The sequence below is a fragment of the Winogradskyella sp. 4-2091 genome (genome assembly GCF_045765065.1).
Lineage (GTDB): Bacteria > Bacteroidota > Bacteroidia > Flavobacteriales > Flavobacteriaceae > Winogradskyella.
Window position 1 is genome coordinate 3060 of the sequence record NZ_JBJKOD010000028.1, and the last position, 2204, is coordinate 5263.

Consider the following 2204-nt stretch of genomic DNA (forward strand, 5'->3'; position numbering starts at 1 on the left):
TAGGCCGTTGGGCTTGTTATTGCATTGCTTGCAGATTCTGCATTGGCTTCTGAGGTGTAATAACTTACAATATACTGCGTCGCATCTTGACCGTTTAAAAGCTCTTCATCTTTGCTTGTTAAGTCAAACACGGCAAAACCATCGGCTGAGATATCATCACACACTTCTAATGGTGTTGGTGCTACCAATTGTGGTGTTGGTTCTACTATTAATAATAACTCTACTAATGTTGCACAATCTGTAGCTATCGTTGCACTCTCTACACGTGCATAAAGCAATTGCTCATCAATAACAATATTGTTATAATCTATACTCGTGTCTATAGCATCGACTCCAAAAAAGGCATTGGTATATGTTTCGTGATACGTCACTTGTAAGCCTGGTGCACCTCCTGTAATCTCATTATTCACATCTGTTAATGTAAACACCCCAAAACCATCATTATCTGGATCACAGTATCTTAAAGGCTGTGGTGTAAAGGCTATTGGTGCTTGTTCTACAATTAACTCTAAGGTGGTTGTATCATAACAGCCTGTGTTAATGTCTTCTACGCGCACATGGACTATCTGACCATTAAAATCATTGGTATATAGTGTTGGTAGTGGATTACTCTCTGATATCGCTTCACCTGGTGTTTCATAATAACTTACGGAATACGCTGGGTTATTACTTGTTATCTCTGAATTCTTTAAACTTAAGTCCATTTCTGTTACACCATCTGGTGTTCCATCGTCACAAACTTCTAATGCTGTTGGTGCTACCACCAATGGTAATGGATTAACTTCCAAATCAAATAAAACTCTTGAACTACAATTGGTTAATGTATTGGTAAGTTCTGCTACGATGGTCTCTGGGTTACTAGTGTTAGTATAGAGTCCTGTAATAGCACTACCTGCATCTGCGTCTGCTACTGTAGCGTAATAGCTAACTGAAATATTCACTTGTCCATTTAAAATCTCGTCAGTCTTAGTGCTTAAATCAAATTGCTCTTGCTCATCTCCTGGATTGGTGTAATCACACAATTCGTATGGTGTTACACTTATAGTTGTTGGTTTTGGATTAACAATTAACTGTAAAGTCGTCATTGCTGAACATCCTGTGACATCATTACTTATAACTGCGACAATATCTTGTGCTCCTGCTATGGTATTGGTATAATTTGTTGATAATGGATTATTACCTAAAATTGCATCATTAGAATTTAGGTAATAAACAACACTCATTCCGGTTTGGGATCCGATAACTTCTGCGTCTTTTAAGCTTAGGTTAAATACGGCTATACCATCGGCATTGTCATCACAAACTTCTAATGGTGTTGTGGCATTAGCTATTGGATTTTCTAAAACTTCTAGATCTAACGTATTAATAGTATAACATCCTGTAACTGTATTTTCTAAACGTACATATATCGTTTGGTTAGACATCGTAGTATTGACATAACCATCAGAAATCTCTGGTGTACCTGCTATTGCATCAGCTGGTGCTTCATAAAAAGACACCTCTACATCTGTTTGTCCGTTTAATAATTCTGAAACCTTTGTGCTCAATGGAAAAGCGACAAACTCATCGGTATCATCATCACAGACTTGTAAGGCTGTTACAGCAACAATTTCTGGTAAAGCGTGTATAATTAAATCAAAACTTGTGGTAGCATAACAGTCAGGATGCATAGGATCTTCTACACGTGCATAAATCGTTTGTGCGTTTGAGGTGTAGTTTGTCGCTAAAGCGCCTACATTATTATTTGCATCGTCTTGACTTGTGTGGTAAGACACATTAAATGTCCCTGAACTTTGACTGCCCAAAATTACAGCATCTTGACTGCTTAAATCAAAAGTCGCTTGACCGTCATTACTCGTATCATCACAAACTTCCATAGCTTCTGGCATTGTTGCAATTGCTCTGGTATTTACAACCAAATCAAACAAGGCCGTTGCTGACGCATTATAACAACTTGAGTCTCCTGAACTCTCTACTCTTACAAATATTGGCTCTGGATTAACTGTATTTGTATACAATAATGGTAAAGCATTATCGCCTGAATCTGCATCTTCAAAATTTAAATGGTAACTAACCGTGAAATCTGTAGACGATTGACTTCCTAATATTAACGCCGTCTGTGTGCTTAAATCAAATTCTTCAAAGCCATTATTACTCGAATCATCACATAACTCTAAGTCTGAAACTGGATTGATTGTGGGTTG

At 37.5% G+C, this 2204-nt stretch carries 1 pseudogene; it reads right to left on the reverse strand.

From position 1 onward, the window contains the following. Window positions 1-2204 (reverse strand): annotated as a pseudogene (locus ACJBCC_RS17060) (hypothetical protein); the annotation flags it as partial.